This is a genomic window from Oerskovia gallyi, assembly GCF_014836745.1.
In the GTDB taxonomy this organism is placed as follows: Bacteria; Actinomycetota; Actinomycetes; order Actinomycetales; family Cellulomonadaceae; genus Oerskovia; species Oerskovia paurometabola.
Window position 1 is genome coordinate 169333 of record NZ_JACSQE010000002.1, and the last position, 19784, is coordinate 189116.

General features: G+C 73.9%; 20 protein-coding genes and 3 tRNA genes. 13 read left to right on the forward strand and 10 right to left on the reverse strand.

Annotation, left to right across the window (positions count from 1 at the left end; genetic code table 11):
• Positions 1-230 precede the first annotated feature (230 nt).
• From H9640_RS03205 to H9640_RS03215, 3 genes are all read left to right on the forward strand, one after another.
• Complete coding sequence (locus H9640_RS03205) at positions 231-398, forward strand: hypothetical protein (protein ID WP_191789288.1); 168 nt, start codon at positions 231-233, stop codon at positions 396-398.
• A 7-nt stretch (positions 399-405) separates the two neighbouring features.
• Positions 406-1518, forward strand: a complete 1113-nt coding sequence (locus tag H9640_RS03210; protein ID WP_318243620.1) for a PH domain-containing protein — start codon at positions 406-408, stop codon at positions 1516-1518.
• Between the two features lie 212 nt (positions 1519-1730).
• Positions 1731-3200: a beta/alpha barrel domain-containing protein gene (locus H9640_RS03215; protein WP_318243621.1), complete on the forward strand. Its 1470-nt coding sequence runs from the start codon at positions 1731-1733 to the stop codon at positions 3198-3200.
• A 5-nt stretch (positions 3201-3205) separates the two neighbouring features.
• On the opposite strand, the gene H9640_RS03220 is transcribed toward H9640_RS03215, so the two are convergent.
• From H9640_RS03220 to H9640_RS03235, 4 genes are all read right to left on the reverse strand, one after another.
• Entirely contained in the window at positions 3206-3481 is a 276-nt protein-coding gene (locus H9640_RS03220) for a hypothetical protein (RefSeq protein ID WP_191789289.1), read from the reverse strand.
• A 108-nt stretch (positions 3482-3589) separates the two neighbouring features.
• Positions 3590-3665 (reverse strand) — tRNA-Glu (locus H9640_RS03225).
• A 78-nt stretch (positions 3666-3743) separates the two neighbouring features.
• Positions 3744-3816 (reverse strand) — tRNA-Glu (locus H9640_RS03230).
• Positions 3817-3910: 94 nt separating this feature from the next.
• Positions 3911-3982 (reverse strand) — tRNA-Gln (locus tag H9640_RS03235).
• A gap of 286 nt (positions 3983-4268) precedes the next feature.
• On the opposite strand from H9640_RS03235, the gene H9640_RS03240 reads away from it, so the two are divergent.
• Together H9640_RS03240 and H9640_RS03245 are read left to right on the forward strand one after the other, a co-directional pair.
• A complete protein-coding gene (locus H9640_RS03240) occupies positions 4269-5078 on the forward strand; it encodes a class I SAM-dependent methyltransferase (protein ID WP_191789290.1) in 810 nt (269 codons plus the stop codon).
• Positions 5075-5731 carry a hypothetical protein gene (locus H9640_RS03245; RefSeq protein ID WP_191789291.1) on the forward strand — a complete coding sequence of 219 codons (657 nt, stop codon included), beginning with the start codon at positions 5075-5077 and terminating at the stop codon, positions 5729-5731. The genes H9640_RS03240 and H9640_RS03245 overlap by 4 nt, the downstream gene beginning before the upstream one ends.
• 45 nt (positions 5732-5776) lie before the next feature.
• On the opposite strand, the gene H9640_RS03250 is transcribed toward H9640_RS03245, so the two are convergent.
• Complete coding sequence (locus H9640_RS03250) at positions 5777-6979, reverse strand: YeiH family protein (protein ID WP_191789292.1); 1203 nt, start codon at positions 6977-6979, stop codon at positions 5777-5779.
• 69 nt (positions 6980-7048) lie between these two features.
• On the opposite strand from H9640_RS03250, the gene H9640_RS03255 reads away from it, so the two are divergent.
• Positions 7049-8056: a LysR family transcriptional regulator gene (locus tag H9640_RS03255; protein ID WP_191789293.1), complete on the forward strand. Its 1008-nt coding sequence runs from the start codon at positions 7049-7051 to the stop codon at positions 8054-8056.
• Positions 8057-8131: 75 nt separating this feature from the next.
• On the opposite strand, the gene H9640_RS03260 is transcribed toward H9640_RS03255, so the two are convergent.
• The 3 genes from H9640_RS03260 to pdxR are packed head-to-tail and all read right to left on the reverse strand — an operon-like array spanning position 8132 to position 11878.
• The gene (locus tag H9640_RS03260) at positions 8132-8938 is read right to left on the reverse strand and encodes an HAD family hydrolase (protein WP_318243622.1); all 807 of its coding nucleotides are present in this window, start codon (positions 8936-8938) and stop codon (positions 8132-8134) included.
• Positions 8935-10434: a glutamate--tRNA ligase gene (gltX, locus tag H9640_RS03265; RefSeq protein WP_191789294.1), complete on the reverse strand. Its 1500-nt coding sequence runs from the start codon at positions 10432-10434 to the stop codon at positions 8935-8937. The genes H9640_RS03260 and gltX overlap by 4 nt, the downstream gene beginning before the upstream one ends.
• Before the next feature lie 10 nt (positions 10435-10444).
• Entirely contained in the window at positions 10445-11878 is a 1434-nt protein-coding gene (pdxR, locus tag H9640_RS03270) for a MocR-like pyridoxine biosynthesis transcription factor PdxR (RefSeq protein ID WP_318243623.1), read from the reverse strand.
• A 74-nt stretch (positions 11879-11952) separates the two neighbouring features.
• On the opposite strand from pdxR, the gene H9640_RS03275 reads away from it, so the two are divergent.
• Together H9640_RS03275 and glsA are read left to right on the forward strand one after the other, a co-directional pair.
• Positions 11953-12456 (forward strand): carboxymuconolactone decarboxylase family protein, encoded by a 504-nt coding sequence (locus H9640_RS03275; protein WP_191789296.1) that lies wholly within the window; start codon positions 11953-11955, stop codon positions 12454-12456.
• A 66-nt stretch (positions 12457-12522) separates the two neighbouring features.
• Positions 12523-13971 carry a glutaminase A gene (glsA, locus tag H9640_RS03280; protein ID WP_191789297.1) on the forward strand — a complete coding sequence of 483 codons (1449 nt, stop codon included), beginning with the start codon at positions 12523-12525 and terminating at the stop codon, positions 13969-13971.
• An 11-nt stretch (positions 13972-13982) separates the two neighbouring features.
• Here glsA and H9640_RS03285 read toward each other — a convergent pair whose 3' ends face one another.
• Positions 13983-14765 carry a fumarylacetoacetate hydrolase family protein gene (locus H9640_RS03285; protein ID WP_030150808.1) on the reverse strand — a complete coding sequence of 261 codons (783 nt, stop codon included), beginning with the start codon at positions 14763-14765 and terminating at the stop codon, positions 13983-13985.
• 99 nt (positions 14766-14864) lie between these two features.
• Positions 14865-15674, reverse strand: coding sequence for a methyltransferase domain-containing protein (locus H9640_RS03290; RefSeq protein WP_225226688.1), 810 nt, complete (start codon positions 15672-15674; stop codon positions 14865-14867).
• 237 nt (positions 15675-15911) lie between these two features.
• Between H9640_RS03290 and H9640_RS03295 the strand changes: the two genes are divergently transcribed.
• The 5 genes from H9640_RS03295 to crcB all read left to right on the forward strand — a co-directional run bounded on the left by H9640_RS03295 (position 15912) and on the right by crcB (position 19654).
• The gene (locus H9640_RS03295) at positions 15912-17237 is read left to right on the forward strand and encodes a heparan-alpha-glucosaminide N-acetyltransferase domain-containing protein (protein WP_318243624.1); all 1326 of its coding nucleotides are present in this window, start codon (positions 15912-15914) and stop codon (positions 17235-17237) included.
• Positions 17234-18241: an aldo/keto reductase gene (locus H9640_RS03300; RefSeq protein ID WP_191789300.1), complete on the forward strand. Its 1008-nt coding sequence runs from the start codon at positions 17234-17236 to the stop codon at positions 18239-18241. Before H9640_RS03295 ends, H9640_RS03300 begins: the two co-directional genes overlap by 4 nt.
• Before the next feature lie 71 nt (positions 18242-18312).
• Positions 18313-18831, forward strand: coding sequence for a universal stress protein (locus H9640_RS03305; protein ID WP_191789301.1), 519 nt, complete (start codon positions 18313-18315; stop codon positions 18829-18831).
• Positions 18831-19280 (forward strand): fluoride efflux transporter FluC, encoded by a 450-nt coding sequence (locus H9640_RS03310; protein ID WP_191789302.1) that lies wholly within the window; start codon positions 18831-18833, stop codon positions 19278-19280. Before H9640_RS03305 ends, H9640_RS03310 begins: the two co-directional genes overlap by 1 nt.
• On the forward strand, positions 19277-19654 hold the full coding sequence (crcB, locus tag H9640_RS03315; protein ID WP_191789303.1) for a fluoride efflux transporter CrcB: 378 nt from the start codon (positions 19277-19279) through the stop codon (positions 19652-19654). The genes H9640_RS03310 and crcB overlap by 4 nt, the downstream gene beginning before the upstream one ends.
• Positions 19655-19784: the final 130 nt, after the last annotated feature.

Genomic DNA, 19784 nt, shown 5'->3' on the forward strand with positions numbered 1-19784 from the left:
CCCCCCCCCCCCCCCCCCCCCCCCCCCCCCGCGTCCGGCGTCCAACCACTCCCCGGCGCACTCGCGGGACGCCGCGCCCGACCCGCCATGTCCGGACACGGGACCCACGACCGATTCGGGCGAAACGCTAGACTCGGCCGCGGCGCGCCTCCGACGGCGCTCCGCCTGTTCGCTCCACCATGGCGGGCAGAGCCGAGAACCGCCCCGATCGACGACGTGAGGACCACACGATGCCCGGCAAGGCCAAGACCATCCTGATGTGGGTCGTCATCGTCTTCCTGCTGTACGCGGTCGTCCAGAGCCCCGACCGCGCAGCGGACATCGTCCAGGCGATCTGGGACGTCATCCTGGGCGCCTTCAAGAGCTTCGGGCAGTTCGTCCAGTCGCTCATGAAGTAGGCGCACGGTGGCGCAGGACCTCCCCTCGCAGGCGTACGAGACCGCGCCGCGCCTGAGCGCGCGCCACCTGCGGCGCTACATCCTGCCCGGCGAGCGCGTGGTCCTGGCCACGCGTGCCCACTGGGGCAAGCTCGCCGAGCCCGTCGCCACGACGTTCGCCGCGTTCCTGCTCGCGGCCTGGCTCGTCAGCGTCCTGGCTCCGGCCGTGGGCGAGGGCTCGCTGCTGCTCTGGTGGGCGTGGGTGCTGGTCGCGCTCCGCCTGCTGTGGAAGGTGCTCGACTGGCGCAACGAGTGGTTCGTCGCGACCGACAAGCGCATGCTCCTGATGTTCGGGCTCGTGACCCACAAGGTCGCGATGATGCCCCTCGGCAAGGTCACCGACATGAGCTACAGCCGCTCGATCCTCGGGCGGATCCTCGGCTACGGCCAGTTCATCCTCGAGTCGGCCGGGCAGGACCAGGCCATGAGCCGGATCAACTGGGTCGCCAACCCGGACGTCACGTACCGCAGGCTGTGCGACACGATCTTCATCCCCGGCGGGCGCGGCGGGCCGTGGGGTCAGCAGCCGCAGGGCGGCGCACCCCTGGGTGGCGCGGCTCCCCCACCCGCCGCCCAGGCCGAGTTCATGGCACCACAGGCACCCACGCCCGTCCCCGGCCGGTTGGCCTGGGCACCGACGGCCGACGGGCCGGAGGGCGACCTGTCGGCCGCCGCGACGCAGCCCATCGCCGTGCGCTCGGTGCAGGCGGGCGGGCAGGGACACCTGTTCGTCGCGCCTCGCGGCAGCTCGCCCCGGCTGGCGGGGGCGGACCGGCCGGTCATGGCTCCGCCGCCCGCGTCCTCCACGTCCACGTCCACGGACCGGCCGGCGGGGCCGGGCGGGCCCCAGGAGCAGGCCAGCGAGCGGCCGGGTGGGACCGACAAGGGTCTCGACGACGGGACCGAGGGCGAGTCCGACGGTCCGGCCTGGGAGGTCTCCCACGACGACCGTGGCCGGTTCGTGCCCGTCACACCGTGGGACCCGCAGACCGGGTGGCAGGCCACGGACCCGTGGTCGCGCCCCGAGGACCCCGCGGGCTCGTCGACGGCAGGTCCGCCCGTCCCGCCGCCGCCGGGCTGACACGCCGCCCGGCCGACCTGCGGGCCGCGCCCGGCCGCACCCTGCTCGGCCCTGGCGCACCCTGCTCGGCCCAGCCGAACCCGGGTGAGCCCCACGCCGGGGGAACCGTCCCACGCCCCCCGTGATCTTCGGGCCCTTCGACCCTGTCGCGGACGCGCTCGCCAACCTACGGTGCAGTAACCACCCGCACCAGGCCTGAGAAGGGTCCACCTGTGACCACGCTGTCCCTGCCCGTCTCGTCGTTCCCGCCTCTCCCTCGTGTCATCCAGGGCGGGATGGGGATGGCGGTCTCGTCCTGGCGTCTCGCCTCGGCCGTCGCCCGCACCGGGCAGCTCGGCCTGGTCTCCGGTACCGCGCTGGACCTGGTGCTGGCGCGCAGGCTGCAGAACGGCGACCGCGACGGCGCGGTCCGCAGGGCGCTCGACGCCTTCCCGGTGCCCCGCTTCGCCCACCGGGTGCTCACGCGCTACTTCCGCCCCGAGGGGCGCGGCGAGGGCCAGCCCTACGCTCCCGTCCCGCGGCTCGCCCTGCGCCAGACCCGTCTCGCGCAGGAGCTCATGATCCTGGGCAGCTTCGTCGAGGTGTGGCTCGCCAAGGAGGGCCACGAGGGGCGGGTGGGCATCAACTTCCTCGAGAAGATCCAGATGGCTGCGCCCGCGGCCGCGTACGGGTCGATGCTCGCCGGGGCCGACTACGTCGTGACCGGGGCGGGTATCCCGCGCGACATCCCGCACCTGCTGGACCGGCTCGCGGTGCACGAGGCGGTCCAGTTCCCCGTCACGGTGGTGGGCGGCAGCCACCACACGGTCGATCTCGACCCCGACACGCTCCTCGGCGAGTCGCTGCCACCCGTCGCGCGGCCGACGTTCCTTGCCGTCGTCTCCGCGCACGCCCTGGCCGAGCACCTGGTGCGCGAGGACCGCACGCGGCCCGACGGCTTCGTGGTCGAAGGACCGCCCGCGGGCGGCCACAACGCCCCTCCCCGCGGGCGCCTGACGCTCGACGACGCCGGGCAGCCGGTGTTCGGCCCGCGCGACGAGGCCGACCTGTCGAAGGTCGCCGCGATCGGCCTGCCGTTCTGGCTCGCGGGGGCGCAGGGCACCCCCGAGTCCCTGGCTGCCGCGCGCGAGGCCGGGGCGACCGGCGTGCAGGTGGGCACGCTCTTCGCGCTCTCGACCGACTCGGGGCTCGATCCCACCCTGCGCGAGGACGTCCTGGCGCGGCTGCGCGCCGGGACCCTCGACGTCCGTACCGAGGCGCTCACCTCACCGACGGGCTTCCCGTTCAAGGTCGCCCAGCTTCCGGGCACCCTCGCGGACGTGGGCGTCGCGGCGGCGCGGCCCCGGCTGTGCGATCTGGGCTATCTCCGCACGCCGGTCGAGAAGGACGACGGCAAGGTCACCTATCGCTGCCCGGCGGAACCCGCCCACATGTTCGAGCGCAAGGGCGGGCAGGAGGCCGACACGCAGGGTCGGCTCTGCCTGTGCAACTCGCTCGCGGCCGACGTCGGGCTCGGTCAGACGCGCGCGGACGGGTACGTCGAGCTGCCGCTCGTCACGCTCGGGGCGGACGTCGCCGGGGCCGCACGGCTCGCGGCGAGGCACGACGGCGCGTGGTCGGCCGGCGACGTGCTCGACTGGCTCCTCGACGAGGGGACGACGACCGCCACGGAGAGAGCCTGAGGGGCTCAGCCCACGTCCGGGTGACGGCGGGACCTGACGCGCTGGAGCTGCGCCACGAGGTCCCAGTCCGCCGGGCGCGCTTCGGGGGCGAACCAGCGTGCGCCCTCGTTGACCCAGGCCTTGCGGGCGCGCAGGGCGGTGCGCCAGGAGACGTCCTCCACGCCGCTCTCGGATCCGCAGCAGTCGCAGATGGCGCGGAGAGGGACTCCCCCGTGCCAGTATTCCTCGGTGCCTGCCGGGTCGGACCAGCCGCAGACCCTGCACGTCTCGTCGATGAGCATCGCAGGAAACTAGCATCTTCGTCCGCCGCTCGTCGGACGGGTCGCTGACCGGATACTCCCCCGGAGACGACGAGAGCTCGATCATCTTCCGATGATCGAGCTCTGCGTTGGTACCCCCAACGGGATTTGAACCCGTGTTACCGCCGTGAGAGGGCGGCGTCCTAGGCCGCTAGACGATGGGGGCCAGGACCGCTCACCCACCCCGAAGAGCGAGAGAGCGTCATCGAGGCCCGGCCATCTGACGATGGCCAGGCCTCGTACGTACCCCCAACGGGATTTGAACCCGTGTTACCGCCGTGAGAGGGCGGCGTCCTAGGCCGCTAGACGATGGGGGCCTAAGCTCGTCACCCCGAGGGGCGCCGTGCCGTTGAGAACTCTACTGCACGTTTCGTATCGGTTTGACCGACTCGATGCGCTGCATGCTCTGCGCTGGGGTACCAGGACTCGAACCTAGAATGACGGTACCAGAAACCGTTGTGTTGCCAATTACACCATACCCCAAGGAGGTATCAGCGCCGCGCCCTCGTCCCGTTCCCGGGCCGCGGGTGAGCGCCTCACCGAGAGAAAACACTACCGGACAGTTCCGGCCCGGCCAAATCGCCTCCGACGCCCGCCTCACACCGCCCTCGACGCCCCCTCGACCGGTCCGCGCCCGCCCGACCCCACCCGGCCCCGCCAGAGCCCCACCCGACGTCCCGACGTCCCGACGGTGTGACCGCACGCCGACCAGGAACACGGCGCGCACCAGGTGTGGACCTCGCTGCCCGCACGTGGCACCGTCGGAGAGATGAGCACCGACGACGCCTCGCCCCCCGACACCCTGCGCGCCTCGCACGCCGAACGCGCCTCCTCGTTCGGCGCCGGAGCGGGCGAGTACCGCGCCGTCCGGCCGTCCTACCCGGACGCGGCGATCGACTGGATGCTCCCCGCGGGTGCACGACACGTGCTCGACCTCGCAGCGGGCACCGGCAAGCTCACCGAGCGGCTCGTGGCGCGCGGGCTCCACGTGACCGCCGTCGAGCCCTCCGCGGGCATGCGTGCAGAGCTCCAGGACGCCGTGCCGGGGGCCCACGTCCTGCCCGGCACCGCCGAGCGCATCCCGCTCGAGGACGGGAGCGTCGACGCGGTCCTCGTCGGGCAGGCGTGGCACTGGTTCGACGTCGAGACGGCAGTCCCGGAGATCGCACGCGTCCTGCGCCCCGGAGGACGCCTGGGTGTCGTGTGGAACGTCCGGGACCACAGGGTCGACTGGGTCGAGAGCTTCACCGAGATCATCCATCGGGGCGACTCGCTCGAGCCGGTCCACCGGACCCCTGTCGTCGACGGGGCCGACGGGGCCTTCACGCCGCTCGAGCACGCGACGTTCTCGTGGGAGGACCGCCTGCCGGCCACGTCGCTCCGTACGCTCGCGTCCACGCGTAGCCACCTCCTGACCCTGCCCCCGGCCGTGCGTGACGAGCTTCTCGACGCCGTCGACCGGCTCGTGGCCACGCACCCGGCCCTCGCCGGCCGCTCCGAGATCGACCTCCCGTACCGCGCCGAGTGCTGGCGCGCGGACCGCGTCCGCGGCACCGACCTCGACGCGGTCGACGCATGAGCGCCCAGCCGGAGGACGTCGCGACCACGCTGGCACCGGGCCCCGTCACGCCCGACGACGTCCGGACGGCCTCCCGTTGGCTCGCCGACGGCGTCGCCGGGCACCCCGACGCGGCCTTCGACGCGCAGGCGGGCCCGGTGCGGTGGTCGTGCTGGGCGACCGCCGAGCACGTCGTCGACGACCTGCTGGCCTACGCGCTCCAGGTCGCGGGTCTCCCGCTGCTCGACTACCTGCCGCTGGCGGGCCCCAAGGGCGAGGACGAGATCGCGCACGTCAAGCGCGAGGCAGGCCCGGCGGGCCTGGCCGAGGTGATCATCGCGGGGGGCGAGCTGCTCGCCGCCCAGGTCTCGGTCCGCCCGCCCACGGCCCGCGCCTATCACCCGTACGGGCTCTCGGACCCCGAGGGGTTCGCGGCCATGGGCGTCGTGGAGATCCTCGTCCACGGCCGGGACGTCTTCCAGGGGCTCACGGGCACGTCTCCGACGCTGCCCCAGGGCCTGAGCGCCCGGGTGCTCGCCCGGCTCTTCCCCGACCTGCCGTCGGTCGCGCTCGACCTTCCCCCGGACGACGCCCTCGTGTGGGCGACGGGCCGCAGCGACCTGCCCGGGCTGCCGCGACGGACCCGGTGGCGCTGGGACGCGAGCGTCCGGTAGCCGCACGGCTCGTGAGCCCGCTCGTCGGCGGGCCCACGAGCACGGTCACGTCAGGAGCAGCACCGCGACGAGCGAGGTCCCGGTCACGACCGCGGCCGACGCGGTGCCGAGCACGAGCGCGCGCCGCCCCGTACGGACCAGGTGCGCGGCGTCGACGCCGAGGCCCATCGCGAACATCGCGGCGGTGAACAGCAGCGTGGTGACCATGGTCGTCACCTCGACGACGGATGCGGGCAGCAGCCCGGTGCTGCGCACCAGCACGGCCACGAGGAAGCCCACGACGAACAGCGGCACGGGCGGGGTCCGACGGGTCCCCGGGGCCACCGAGGCCCCGGCGGCGACCTCGACGTCCGCGGGCCGCGCCACGCGCTCACGCCGAGCCTTCAGCACCCCGGCCCCGGCCACGAGCGGGGCGAGGAGCACGACGCGGGCCAGCTTGCTCACGGTCGCGGTCGCGAGCGCGGCGGCCGAGACGGCGCCACCTGCGGTCACGACCTGCGCGACCTCCTGGACGCTCGCGCCGACCCACAGCCCGGCGCGGTCGTCGGCGAGCCCCAGCAGCCCGGCGAGCCACGGCAGCACGAAGATCGCGAGCGACCCGAAGATCGTCACGAGGGCGAGCGCGGTCGCCACGGCGTCGTCGGCCTCGCGGCGCGACTCCTCGTCGTCGCCGCTCCCGACGACTCCCTGCATCGCGGAGATGGCGGCGGCACCGCAGATCGAGAACCCGGTCGCGACGAGCAGCGAGGTCACGCGCGGCACGCGCAGGGCCCGTCCGAGCGCGAGCGTCGCGCTGAACGTCACGGCGACCGTGATCCCGACGACCGCGAGCCCGCGCCACCCGAGCGCGAGGACCTCGGGAAGCGAGAGCTGGAGCCCCAGCAGCACGACTCCGGCGCGCAGGACGCGCGTCGCGGTCCACCGCGCGCCCTCCTGGGTGCGGGAGGTGAGCGCCGTGGCCCACCGTGCGGCACTCGTCCCCTGCCCGACGGCGTCGCTCGCCCCGCCCGCGCGCCGCAGGCTCCCGAGCAGCGAGCCGACGACGGCCCCCACCAGGAGGGAGAGCACGAGCGGCGAGAGCGGGATCACCTGCGCGAGCAGGTAGGCGACGACGGTCGCGACGGCACAGAAGGCGAGCCCGGGGGCGGCGCGCCGGATCCACGGCGTGGGAGGGGCGCCCGGTCCGGGTCGGTCGGGGGCGCGCGTCGCGCCCGGGGTGGGGGCTGCGAGGTCGTTGGTGGGGGTCATGCTTCCACCATGCCGCGGCCGTCCCCGCGCCAGAAGGCCCACTTCCCGACCTAGCCATAGGATGAGGCTATGACTGAGGCCGACCGGCTCGCTTCCACGAGCACCCCGACCCCGCGCCGTGAACGCACCTCGCTGGCCCTGCTCGAGCTGCTCGTCGCGACCGACCGGCACGGGTCCATCAGCGCGGCCGCACGAGCGCTGGGGGTGTCGCAGCCCAGTGCCTCGGCGGGGATGCGGCGGCTCGAGACGCACCTGGACCTCGAGCTCGTGACCCGCTCGACCCGCGGGGCCCGCCTGACCGAGACGGGGCGCGCGACCGCGACCTGGGCCCGGGAGGTCATCGAGGCCTCGGACCGGTTCGAGACCTCGGCCGCGGCGCTGCGCGAGGCCCCCTCGGCCCGCATCCGGATCGCGGCCAGCCTCACGATCGCCGAGTACCTCGCGCCCCGGTGGCTCGCGACGCTCGCGGCGTCGGCCCCGTCGGCCTCGCTGGGGCGACCGGGCGCGCCAGGCAACCCCGGCGGGGTCGGTACCAGGACGCCGCCCCCCGACGTCGAGCTGCTCGTGCGCAACTCGCGCACCGTCATGGACCTCGTGCTCGCGGACGAGGCGGACCTGGGGTTCATCGAGAGCTCGACCATGCGGCGGGGGCTGCGCAGCCGCACCCTCGCCCGCGACGAGCTGCTCGTCGTCGTCGCCCCCGCGCACCCGTGGGCGTCCCGCAGGCGGCGCACCGCGACCGTCGACGAGCTCCTGGGCGGCGGCCTCGTGGTCCGCGAACGCGGGTCGGGCACGCGCGAGACGCTCGAGAAGTCGCTGGTGGCGGCAGGCGCCCGGTTGCCCGAGCACCTGCCCTACCTGGGGTCGACCGCGTCGCTCAAGACCGCCGTGCAGTACGGCGGGGCCGTCGCGGTGCTGTCCCGGCTCACCGTGGCGGACGACCTCGCACGAGGGTCGCTCGTGCAGGTCGACGTCCCCGGCCTGGACCTGTCCCGGCGACTGCGCATGGTGTGGAAGGACGGCACGGACCTGCCCGCCGCGGCACGGCGCATCGCGGCCGTCGCGACCGCGAGGTAGAACGGACTGCGCGAGGTAGGACGCGCCGCGCACTACCTCGATGCGGCACGTTCTACCTCACCGACCACCGAGCGGTCAGCGACCGTCGAGCACCAGGTCCCCGACCTCGTCGAGGCTCGCCACGACGTGCACCCCGGCCGCGCGAGCCGCCTCGGGGTCCTCCTCCGCCGGACCGCCGCGCCGGGTCCCCGGCCGGTCGATCCACACGCCCGTCAACCCTGCCGCGGCCGCGGCCCGGGCGTCGACGTCGAGCTCGTCGCCCACGTAGACCGTACGGGCCGGGTCGGTGCCCAGGCGCGCGCACGCCTCGACGAAGACCCGCGGGTCCGGCTTGCCGAAGCCCAGGGTGTCGACGCCCACGAGCATGGGCACCTCGGACAGCCCCGAACGGGACAGCTTGTCCGTCTGGAGCGCGACGGCCGCGTTCGACAGGGCGCCCACCCGTACCCCCGCGGCAGCGAGCCGCTTGAGGACCGGAGCGGCGTCGTCGTGCGCGCGCCAACCCTCCTCGAACGTGCCCCAGAAGACCGACCTCCAGCCCGCGTAGCCGTCCTCGTCGAGGACCGCACCGCCGAACGTCTCCTGGAGCTCGTTCGCGCGCAGCATGCGCTGCCCGTCGAACGTCAGCTCGCCGCGCGTGTACGCCCGGTACCAGCCGTGCGGGTCGCTGCGCCACAGCGCCAGGACCTCGCCGTACCGCTCGACCGGCAGGTGCGGCAGGTACACCGCGCACACCGCGTCGATCGCGAGCGAGAACGCGCCGCGCGTGTCGACGAGCGTGTCGTCGACGTCGAACAGCACCCCGTCGACGGCACCGCCGGGCGCCGCTCCCCCGCCGGGGTGAGCCGCGCCGTCGGGCAGGAAGGGCTCAGGGGTGCTCACAGCGACGCGCGCAGCGCACGCAGGCGCGCGAGGGTCGACTCCTTGCCGAGGATCTCCATCGACTCGAACAGCGGCGGCGACACGCGACGGCCCGTCACGGCCACGCGCAGCGGCGTGAACGCGAAGCGCGGCTTGATACCCATCTCCTCGACCAGGACGGCCTTGAGGGCCTCCTGGACCGGGTCGGTCGAGAAGTCGTCCAGGGCGTCGAGCACGCGGATCGCGGCGTCGAGCACGGCCGGGGCCTCCTCGCGCAGCGCGGCGCGCGCCTCGTCCTCGACGGGCACGGCGTCGTCGGCCACGAACAGGAAGCCCAGCATGCCCTTGGCCTCGCCGAGCAGGACCATGCGCTCCTGCACGAGCGGGGCACCCGCCGTGACGAGCGCCTGGTGCTCGGCCGACAGGTCCGCGAACGAGTCCGCCGGGACGAAACCGCCCTGGTGCAGGTACGGGACCAGGCGGTCGCGGAAGTCCTCCGGAGCCAGCATGCGCAGGTGCGTCGCGTTGATCGCCTCGGCCTTCTTCAGGTCGAAGCGGGCCGGGTTCGGGTTGACGTCGGCGACGTCGAACGCCGCGACCATCTCCTCGACCGTGAAGATGTCGTTGTCCGCGGAGATGCTCCAGCCCAGCAGCGCGAGGTAGTTCAGCAGGCCCTCGGGCGTGAAGCCCCGCTCCTTGTGCAGGAACAGGTTGGACTCGGGGTCGCGCTTGGAGAGCTTCTTGTTGCCCTCGCCCATGACGTACGGCAGGTGACCGAACTCGGGCATGACCTGCGCGACACCCAGCTCGAGCAGCGCGCGGTACAGCACGACCTGGCGCGGCGTCGAGGACAGCAGGTCCTCGCCACGCAGCACGTGCGTGATGCCCATGAGTGCGTCGTCGACCGGGTTGACGAGCGTGTACAGGGGCTGGCCGTTGCCGCGCACGATCACGTAGTCCGGGACCGAGCCCGCGCCGAACGAGATCTCGCCGCGCACCAGGTCCGTGAACGACACGTCGGTGTCGGGCATGCGCATGCGCAGCACGGGCTCGCGGCCCTCGGCGCGGAACGCGGCCTTCTGCTCGTCCGTCAGGGTGCGGTCGAACCCGTCGTAGCCCATGGCCTTGGGACGACCGGCCGCGACGTTGCGCGCCTCGATCTCCTCGGGCGTCGAGAACGACTCGTACGCGTACCCGCCCTCGACGAGCCGGCGGATGACGTCCTGGTAGATGTCACCGCGCTGCGACTGACGGTAGGGCTCGTGCGGGCCACCGACCTCGACGCCCTCGTCCCAGTCCATGCCGAGCCAGCGCAGCGCCTCGAGGAGCTGCTGGTAGCTCTCCTCGGAGTCGCGCGCGGCGTCCGTGTCCTCGATGCGGAAGACGAACGTCCCGCCCACGTGCCGGGCGTAGGCCCAGTTGAACAGGGCCGTGCGGATGAGGCCGACGTGCGGCGTCCCCGTGGGCGAGGGGCAGAAGCGGACGCGGACGGGCGAGGAACCAGGTGCAGGGATCACGTCCCACAGCCTATCGCCGCTCGGTCGGGCGGGCCGTGCGCGGTTTCCCGGCGGGACCCGTGTCGGACAGGGCACGGCTCAGTGCGGCGAGAGCCCGGGGGTACTCGGCCTCGCTGGGCGTGCCGAACCCGACGACGATCCCGGGCTCCCCGTCCGCCGGTACGTGCCGATGCTCGCCGAGCCCCGTGACCTCCAGGCCGAGGGCGGCCGCGCGCCGGATCACCGCGGCCTCGTCCGCCTCCGCTCCGCGCAACCCGACCAGCGCGTGCAGCCCGGCGGAGACGCCCGTGACCTCGACGGCGCCGCGCGCCACGGCAGCGGCGAGCCGGTCGACCAGCAGGTCCCGGCGACGGCGGTACCTGGCCCGCACCGCCCGGACGTGCCGGTCGTATCCGTGGGACGCGACCAGGTGCGCCAGCGCGAGCTGGTCGACGGTCCCGGTCCGGTGGTCCGCGTACGTCTTGGCCGCCACGACGGGGTCCAGCCAGCGCTCGGGCAGGACCATCCACCCCAGGCGCACGCCCGGACCGATCGTCTTGGACACGCTGCCCACGTACACCACCTCGTCGGGCCCGATCCCCTGCACGGCGCCGACCGGCTGCCGGTCGTAGCGGAACTCGCCGTCGTAGTCGTCCTCGACCACGAGCGCGCCGTTCGCGCGCGCCCAGTCGAGCAGGGCGCGCCGGCGGCCGGGCGCGAGCGTCGCTCCGGTCGGGTACTGGTGCGCCGGGGTCACGACGACGGCGCTCACGTCAGCGAGCCCCGCGCCTCCCAGCAGGTCGGTGCGAGCCCCGTCCCGGTCGACCGGGAGGGGGACGACGTCGAGCCCCGTCCGGCGGACGATCTCGCGGTGGAACCCGAGGCCCGGGTCCTCCATCGCCACCCGGCGCGCCCCCGCGGCGTGCAGGGCCTGCGCGACGAGCGCGAGCGCCTGGGCGTACCCGCTCGTGACGACGATGCGTGCCGGGTCGGCGAGGACGCCTCGGGTGCGGGCGAGGTGCTCGGCGAGGGCGGTGCGCAGCTCCAGGAGCCCGCGCGGGTCGCCGTAGCCGAACGCCGCGACCGGTGCCGCCGCGAGCGCCGCGCGCGACGCCCGGGACCAGGCCGCGACGGGGAAGGTCGTGACGTCGGGGCTGCCCGGCACGAGCCGCAGCGTGGGGCCAGGACGGGACGCCGGCTCCCGGCCGGGGACCGCGACCGCGGCGCCGGTGGCCGCGACCAGGGTGCCCGAGCCGGGACGCGCCTCCAGGTACCCCTCCGCGACGAGCTGGTCGTACGTCGCGGTGACCGTGCCGCGCGCCAGCCCGAGGTCCGTCGCCAGGGCGCGCGTCGACGGCAGCCGCGTGCCCGCCACGAGGCGTCCCGCACGGATGGCTTCCCGGAGGGCACCCTCGAGCCTGGCGCGGCGGCCGGCACCGGCACCGGTCTCCAGATGCAGGTCCACCCCAGAAGTGGACCAGTCAGGGGTCATGCGACTGGACCTTACCGGTGGTCCGACCAGTCCGTAGCGTCGATCGCATGACGACTCCAGCCGCCGCACCCACCACGACCGCCCCCACCACCGAGACCCCCGCCCAGACCGTCGCCGTCCGGGTCGCGGTCGACGACCTCGCTCCCGCCATGAGCCGCGCGATGGCCTCTTTCGCCGCCGCGACCCGGCGGTCCTCGATCGAGGCCTCCCTGCTCGACCTGGTCAGCGCACGCGTCTCGCAGGTCAACGGCTGCGCCTACTGCGTCGACACGCACAGCGCCGACGCCCTCGCCGAAGGCGAGGACACCCGGCGCGTCCTGAGCCTGTCCGTGTGGCGGGAGACCCCGTTCTTCACGCCCCGCGAGCGCGCAGCGCTCGCGCTGGCCGAGGCTGCCACGCGCTGCGCGCTGGGCCCGGTGCCCGCCGAGGTCGTCGAGGAGGCCGCCGCGCACTTCTCCCCGACCGAGCTCGCCGAGCTCCTCTGGGTCGTCGCGGCGATCAACGCGTGGAACGTGGTCGGGGCAACCGCCCACCCCTGGCCGCTGGACTGACCGGCCCGCCTGCCGGAGCCAAGGCTCGCCGGGCACCGGGCGCACCGCGCGGGCACAATCACGTACATGGCAGGTTTCTCGCAGCCCCCGACCACGGCCCCCGGCGACCCGAACCTCCCGGGCCCCCCTGTCGGTACGGCCAGCACCGGCCGCACCGGTGCGAGCGAGCTCATCGCGGACGCCCTCGCCGCGGTGCACGCGGCGTTCCGCGACCTCGACGAGGGCACGGTCGCGACCTACATCCCCGAGCTCGCGACGGCCGACCGCTCGTTGTTCGGCGTCGCGCTCGCGGGCGTCACGGGCAGCATCTACACCGCGGGCGACGCCGACGTCCCGTTCACCATCCAGTCCTTGTCGAAGCCGTTCGTGTTCGCTCTGGCGCTCATGGACCGGGGGCTCGCCGAGGTGCTGGCGAGCGTCGGCGCCGAGCCCAGCGGCGAGGGCTTCAGCTCGATCCGCCTCGACCCCGTCACGGGGCGGCCACCGAACCCCATGGTCAACGCGGGCGCGATCGTCACGACGTCGCTCGTGCGCGGGGACTCCGAGGAGGAACGGTTCGCGCGCATCCTGCATCTGCTCGGCGCGTTCGCGGGGCGCCCGCTCGAGGTCGACGGCCGGGTCTACGTGAGCGAGTCGGAGACCGGGGACCGCAACCGTGCGATCGCCCACCTCATGCACAGCACGGGGGCCCTGACCGCCGACGTCGAGGGCACGCTCGACACGTACTTCCGCCAGTGCTCGGTCCTCGTCACGGCCCGTGACCTCGCGCGCATGTCGGCGACGCTCGCGAACGGCGGCGTCAACCCCGTCACGGGCGAGCGCGTGGTCGACGAGGTCGTGACCGAGTGGGTGCTCGCGGTCATGGCGACGAGCGGCATGTACGACTACGCGGGCGAATGGCTCCTGCGTGCGGGGCTGCCCGCGAAGAGCGGCGTCTCGGGCGGCCTGGTCTCGGTGGGCGTGGGCCAGTTCGGCCTGGGCCTGTTCAGCCCGCCGCTCGACGCGCGCGGCAACAGCGTGCGCTCGGTCGCGGCCGCGCAGGAGATCTCGCGACAGTTCGACCTGCACCTCATGCACCGCCCCGACCGCGACGTGCCCACGCTCTACCGCTCGACGCGCGCCGACCGCCTGCGCCACCTCGCGCACCGGACGCCCGCCCAGCTCCTGCGGCTGCGGGAGCTGGGCGCGGCGATCTCGGTGCGCGCGGTGCAGGGCACGGTCGAGTTCGCGGCCGCGGAGACGATCCTGCGCTCGGTCGACGACCTTCCCTCGCCGCTGCCGAGCGGTGAGCGGTGGCTGATCCTCGACCTGCACCGCACGTCGCGCGTGGTGACGCTCGGGGCCCAGCTCCTGCGCGGCCTGGTGTCACGCCTGCGGGGTCAGGGGGTGCACGTGGTCGTCGTCGACCCGTTCGAGCGTCGACTGATCGCGGGCGTCGACCACGAGTTCACGACGTTCGAGAACGCGCAGCGCTGGTGCGAGGACCGCCTGCTGGAGGCGGCCCAACGCGGCTGACCCGGGCGGCGTCAGCCCCGGCGGACGACCGGGTTCGCCAAGACGCCCAGACCCTCGACCTCGCACTCGACGCGGTCGCCCGCGTCGATGCGTCCCACGCCCGCGGGCGTGCCCGTGAGGATGACGTCGCCGGGCAGCAGCGTGAACGCCTCGGAGATGTACGACACCAGGTACGGGACGTCGAAGATCATGTCGCGCGTGCGCCCGTCCTGGCGGGTCTCGCCGTTGACGCGCGAGGTCACGGCGAGGTCGTCGACGTCGAGGTCGGTGTCGATCCACGGGCCCAGCGGGCACGCGGAGTCGAAGCCCTTGGCGCGGGCCCACTGGCCGTCGGTGCGCTGGGCGTCACGGGCGGTCACGTCGTTGGCCACGGTGTACCCGAGGATGTAGGACGCCGCGTCCTCGGGACGCACGTCCTTGGCGATGCGCCCGATCACGACCGCGAGCTCGGCCTCGTAGCTGACCTCCTCGGTGAAGTCGGGCAGCACGATGGGGTCGTCCGGGCCCACGACCGAGGTGTTGGGCTTGAAGAAGATGAGCGGCGTCGTCGGGACGTCGTTGCCCATCTCCGCGGCGTGGGCCGCGTAGTTGCGGCCGACCGCGACGACCTTGGAACGCGGGATCACGGGGGCGAGGAGGCGGACGCCGTCCCCGAGCTCGATCCGCTCGCCCGTCGGCAGGACGGGCATGTAGAGGGGGTCGCCGTTGAGGACGGCGAGATAGGTCTTGCCCGCCTCCTCCTGCACGAGGGCGTAGCGGGGGTCTTCTCCGGTGGTGAATCTGGCGATGCGCACGGGACCAGCCTACCGACGCGCGAGGCCGCGGCCCCCTGGGCAGGGGGCCGCGGCCTCGTCTCGAGCAGCGCCGGGCTCACCTTCAGCCCGACGGCGGCGCTAGGCCCGGGCGAGCACCTCGCCGTTGAGGACGGCGAACCATCCGGCGGGCTCCTCGGCCCAGCGCAGCCACTCCTGCGCGAGCTGTTCGAGCGCGACGTCGTCCGCGAGCGCCGACTCCTTGGCCTGGACGGCGAAGTTGGACGCGATGCAGCGCTCGGCCCAGAGCCCGCCCCACCAGGCGCGGTCGGCGGGGGTCGAGTAGCACCAGACCCCGGCCGAGGGCACGATCTGGGCGGGGTCGAAGCCTGCTTCCTGGACCCAGGCGAGGAGGCGTCGGCCGGCGTCGGCCTGGTAGCCGTAGGCGTGCGTGACCTCGTGGTAGAGCTCGTTCCACTCGGCGAGGCCCGCGGACTCGGGGTACCAGGTCATGGCGGCGTAGTCGGCGTCGCGCACGGCGACGATGCCGCCGGGCTTGGCGACGCGCTTCATCTCGCGCAGCGCGGCGAGGGGGTCGGACAGGTGTTGGAGGAGCTGGTGCGCGAACACGACGTCGAACGTGTCGTCGGCGAAGGGCAGCTCGTAGGCGTTGGCCTGCTGGAACGAGACGTTGCTCAGGCCCGAGCCTGCGGCGAGCTCGCGCGCGCTCTCGAGCACGGCGGCCGAGGCGTCGACCCCGATCACGGTGCCCCCGGGCACGTGGCGGGCCAGGTCGACCGTGAGGGTCGCGGGCCCGCAGCCGACGTCGAGGACCTGGTGGTCGCTGCGGAGGTGCGGCAGGAGGAAGCCTGCGGAGTTCTCCGCGGTGCGCCACCGGTGCGAGCGGAGGACGGACTCGTGGTGGCCGTGGGTGTACGACTCGGACTCCATGCTGGGCGTGCTGCCCAGGGCCCCGGTGGGGGCGTCGGGCGCATGGGCGTCGGGCGTGGCGTCGGCGGTGACGTCCTGGTCCGGCGTGGGGGTGTGGGTCATGCTTGCACGGTAGAACGCTTCCACCCTTCCCACAGCCCCGTTCTCACATCATGGGCGGGGAAGGGTCGGGGTGCGGTTCGTCTCGGCGCGCGCGCCGTGCGGCCGGGGTGCGCGTGCACCCGGGACAATCGCTGCGTGACCACCGCCCCGGCCGCCCCTGCCCGCCCTGCCCCTGCGACGTCGTCGGGCGGGTTCTGGCGACGGCACGCCGCGCTGCTGCTGCCCGCGGGCGACCGTGTGCCCGGCGTCGACCTGGCCCGGGGGCTCGCGATCCTGGGCATGTTCGCCGCGCACGTCGGCGTGACGTCGGACGACTTCTCGACGGGGGACGGCTGGCTCTCGCTCGTGCACGGGCGGTCCTCGATCCTGTTCGCGGTGATCGCGGGGGTCTCGCTCGCGCTCGTCTCGGGGCGCCACACTCCCCTGACGGGCGTCCCGGCTCTCCAGGCGCGCACGCGCATCCTGGTGCGGGCCGTGCTGCTGCTCGCGCTCGCGGGTGTGCTGGACCTGCTCGGCACGCCAGTGGCCCTGATCCTCGGCTTCTACGCGGCGTACTTCGTGCTCGCGCTGCCGTTCCTGCGGTGGGCGCCGCGGCGGCTGTTCGGGCTGGCGCTCGTGATCGCGGTCGTGGGGCCGGTCCTGGTGCACTGGTTGCCCGAGGTCCTGCTGCGGGCCGAGCTCTCGATCCCCTTCGACGGTTCGGGGGCGCTCACGGACTTCCTGCTCACGGGGCACTACCCGGCGCTCGTGTGGATGGCGTACGTGCTCGTGGGGCTCGGGGTGGGGCGGCTCGACCTGACGTCGCAGCGTCTCCAGCGCCGTCTCCTCGGGCTCGGCGCGGGGCTCGCCCTGGGCGCATACCTGCTCTCCGCGCTGTTCACGGGCACGACGCTGACCCAGGTCCTCGCCGGGTCCGGTCGGGCCGCGCTGATCCAGGAGCGGGCCATGGACGCGTCGGGCCTCTACCAGCTCGAGCCGTTGCCGTGGACGGCTCCGCTGCCGACGTCGGACTACCTGTGGCTCGCCGGGCCGCACACCGACACGACGCTCGAGGTGCTGGGCTCGGGCGGGTTCGCGCTCGCGGTCCTGGGGCTGTGCCTGCTGCTGGGCGCTCGGCGCCCCGTCCTGCGGGTGCTGGCCCCGCTCGCGGCCGTGGGGTCCATGGCGCTGACGGTCTACTGCCTGCAGATCGTCGCGATCTGGGCCTGGGAGGACCCGCTCATGACGGGCACGGGCAACGGGGAGGTGCTGCTGCTCGTCGTGGCGAGCCTGGTGTTCGCGACGGTGTGGCGGTGGTCGTTCGGACGCGGTCCGCTCGAACGGTTCGTGGGCTGGGTCGCGGGTCGTGCGGCGTCGATCACGCCGTCCGCCGCACCTCCGGACGACCCGTCGCCCACCAGGCGAGACGCCGCCCCGACGGCGCAGCCCACCCCGGGCGGGGACGTACAGTCGGGCGCATGACGACTTCTTCACCCTCCGCCCCCGTCCGCCCCGAGGTCCGTCGCCTGGGTTCGTCCGGCCTCGCGGTGTCCGCGATCGGCCTGGGCTGCAACAACCTGGGGCGCCCGCGCACCGCGACCGAGTCCCTCGACGGGACCCGCGCGCTGATCGACGCCGCGCTCGACGCCGGCATCACGTTCTTCGACGTCGCGGACGTGTACGGCGCCCGGCCCGGCCTGAGCGAGGAGCTGCTCGGCAAGGCGCTGGGCTCGCGCCGCGACGACGTCGTGGTCGCCACGAAGTTCGGCATGCCCCTGCACGGCGCGAACGGCGAGGACTTCCGTGCCCGCGGCTCGCGCCGCTACGTCGTCAAGGCGGTCGAGGCGTCGCTGCGTCGCCTCGGGACCGACTGGATCGACCTCTACCAGTTCCACACCCCGGACAGGCGCACCCCGGTCGAGGAGACGCTGTCCGCGCTCGACGACCTGGTCCGCGCGGGCAAGGTCCGCTACGTGGGTCACTCGAACCGTGCGGGCTGGCAGATCGCCGACGCCGAGTACCAGGCGCGTCTGAGCGGCACCGTCCGCTTCGTGTCGGCGCAGAACCAGTACAACCTGATCGACCGCGAGGCCGAGCTCGAGGTCCTGCCCGCGGCGAAGGCCTACGGGCTGGGCGTGCTGCCCTTCTTCCCGCTCGCGAACGGCCTGCTCACGGGCAAGTACGCGGACGGGAAGGGCCCCGACGACGGTCGCCTGGTCCACTCCAAGCCGCACCTCCTCGAGTCCGCGCCCTGGCACGCGCTGACGGCGCTCCACACGTTCGCGCGCGAGCGCGGGGTGACCGAGGTCGAGGTCGCGTTCGGGTGGCTGCTCGCCCAGCCGCAGGTGTCGAGCGTCATCGCGGGCGCCACGAGGCCCGAGCAGATCCGCCAGAACGCCGCGGCCGGGGCCTGGGTGCCGACCACCGAGGACCTCGCGGCCCTGGACGAGATCTTCCCGCCGGCACGCAAGGTCGCCCCGTTCTGACCTGACTGCCCTGGACCTGGCCTGACCCGGACCGCCGGGCGCAGCCTCTGGTTGCGTCCTACGCTCGACGTATGGGAGAGAACAGAGGGCTCGACCCGCAACCCGTCGTCCTGGGCGTGTCCCCCGGGCAGCCCGACCACGTCGTCCACGACGCGGCCCGCTTCGCAGCACAGTTCGGCGCCGAGCTGATCTGCGCGCACGTGAACGCGGGCCGCTTCGCGGTCGCGGAGGACTCTGCCGGGGCGGTGACGTCGGCCCCGATCGACCCGGACTACCACGACGAGCGCGAGGACGAGTTCGACCCCGCGCTCGCGGCCCGGCTCGCGGCGGTGCTCGACCCGAGCGGGGTGCGGTGGAGCACGCGGCTCCTGGTCGGGGACACGGCCGACGCCCTGGGTCACCTCGCCGAGACGGTCGACGCCGCGATGATCGTGGTCGGGACGCACGAGCGCGGGTTCGGCGGTGGTGTCCAGGAGTTCTTCAACCGCTCGATCGCGGTCCACCTCGCGCACCGGCAGAACCGCCCCGTGGTCGTCGTCCCTGCACGGGCCCCCGGCGTCGAGTCGCCGCTGCCCTGGGTGACGCGCTGATGGCCGCCGCGACCAGGCCCAGCTACCTGCGCTGGGCCTCCATCGGTCTCGTCATGATCGGCGGAGCGTTCGGCGCCGCGGGGCGCGAGGGCGTCTCGCTCGCGGTCCCTGACATCGACCAGATGCCGATCGCGATCCCGATCGTCAACATCGTCGGGGCGTTCCTGCTGGGCTACCTCTACGAGGCCGTGGCCCGCCGCCTGCCGGGCGACCCGCGTGGCCCCCGGCTCAAGCTGCTCCTCGGTACCGGATTCTGCGGCGGCTTCACGACCTACAGCTCGCTGGCCACCGACACGGCCGTCCTGCTCGTCAAGGACCGCGCCGACCTCGCCCTCGTCTACGTCCTGGCGACCGTGCTCGTCGGTGCGGTCGCGACGTTCGCGGGCATCGTGGTGGCGACCAAGGTGAACGCGCAGAAGCAGCCGACGAGCGAGGGGGCACCGCGATGACCCTCGGCATCTTCCTCCTCCTCGCGATCGCAGGCGGCCTGGGCGCGGGCACGCGCTTCGTGGTCGACGGACTGATCCGCTCGAAGGTCAAGACGGCCTTCCCCTGGCCCACCGCGATCATCAACATGTCGGGCTCGCTCGTCCTGGGCGTCCTGACCGGCCTGGTCGTCAGCAAGATCGCCTCGACCGACGTCAGCGCCGTGATCGGGACGGGCTTCCTCGGGGGCTACACGACGTTCAGCACCGCGAGCTACGAGGCCGTCCAGCTCGTCAGGCAGAAGCGCTACGGGACGGCGTTCGCCTACTCGATCGGCATCCTCGTGGTGTGCGTCGCGCTGGCCTACGTGGGCTACCGCTGGGGCGCCTCGCTCTGACCCCGGCCCCGGGTGGGCCGGGCTCCCCCGGGCGGGCGCCGCCGTCGGCCCTCCCCCGGACCACGCCCGACGGCGGCGCTCCCCTCCTCGGGAGCGCCGCCGTCGGGCTGTGCGGGCCGTGGCAGGAACG

What these genes read in the sequence shown, in the direction of transcription:
- H9640_RS03205 (WP_191789288.1), top strand. Translation starts at nt 231, where the DNA reads ATGCCCGGCAAGGCCAAGACCATCCTGATGTGGGTCGTCATCGTCTTC.
- H9640_RS03220 (WP_191789289.1), bottom strand. Translation starts at nt 3,481, where the DNA reads ATGCTCATCGACGAGACGTGCAGGGTCTGCGGCTGGTCCGACCCGGCA.
- H9640_RS03240 (WP_191789290.1), top strand. Translation starts at nt 4,269, where the DNA reads ATGAGCACCGACGACGCCTCGCCCCCCGACACCCTGCGCGCCTCGCAC.
- H9640_RS03245 (WP_191789291.1), top strand. Translation starts at nt 5,075, where the DNA reads ATGAGCGCCCAGCCGGAGGACGTCGCGACCACGCTGGCACCGGGCCCC.
- H9640_RS03250 (WP_191789292.1), bottom strand. Translation starts at nt 6,979, where the DNA reads ATGACCCCCACCAACGACCTCGCAGCCCCCACCCCGGGCGCGACGCGC.
- H9640_RS03255 (WP_191789293.1), top strand. Translation starts at nt 7,049, where the DNA reads ATGACTGAGGCCGACCGGCTCGCTTCCACGAGCACCCCGACCCCGCGC.
- H9640_RS03275 (WP_191789296.1), top strand. Translation starts at nt 11,953, where the DNA reads ATGACGACTCCAGCCGCCGCACCCACCACGACCGCCCCCACCACCGAG.
- glsA (WP_191789297.1), top strand. Translation starts at nt 12,523, where the DNA reads ATGGCAGGTTTCTCGCAGCCCCCGACCACGGCCCCCGGCGACCCGAAC.
- H9640_RS03290 (WP_225226688.1), bottom strand. Translation starts at nt 15,674, where the DNA reads ATGGAGTCCGAGTCGTACACCCACGGCCACCACGAGTCCGTCCTCCGC.
- H9640_RS03300 (WP_191789300.1), top strand. Translation starts at nt 17,234, where the DNA reads ATGACGACTTCTTCACCCTCCGCCCCCGTCCGCCCCGAGGTCCGTCGC.
- H9640_RS03305 (WP_191789301.1), top strand. Translation starts at nt 18,313, where the DNA reads ATGGGAGAGAACAGAGGGCTCGACCCGCAACCCGTCGTCCTGGGCGTG.
- H9640_RS03310 (WP_191789302.1), top strand. Translation starts at nt 18,831, where the DNA reads ATGGCCGCCGCGACCAGGCCCAGCTACCTGCGCTGGGCCTCCATCGGT.
- crcB (WP_191789303.1), top strand. Translation starts at nt 19,277, where the DNA reads ATGACCCTCGGCATCTTCCTCCTCCTCGCGATCGCAGGCGGCCTGGGC.